The 234-nt window shown below is 45.7% G+C and carries 1 pseudogene; it reads left to right on the top strand.

What is annotated here, in order from left to right:
* Nucleotides 1-234 (top strand): annotated as a pseudogene (locus A3761_RS07295) (bifunctional (p)ppGpp synthetase/guanosine-3',5'-bis(diphosphate) 3'-pyrophosphohydrolase); the annotation flags it as partial.

The following is a 234-nucleotide window of genomic DNA, read 5'->3' as shown; positions in this document are numbered from 1 at the left end:
TTGTGCATTCCTTGTGGAAGCATATTCCTTACGAATTTGATGACTATATTGCTAACCCGAAAGAAAATGGCTATCGCTCTTTGCACACAGCTGTCATTGGGCCAGAAGGAAAGGTCATGGAAGTGCAGATCCGTACGAGGGAAATGCACGAGGAAGCCGAACTGGGAGTTTGTGCTCACTGGCGCTATAAAGGTACCGATGTTAAAAGTCGATCTTCAGGGTATGAGGAAAAGA

This window comes from Oleiphilus sp. HI0123, from assembly GCF_001635315.1.
Note: the sequence above shows the minus strand (reverse complement) of the source record. Positions and strands in the feature narration are given on the sequence as shown.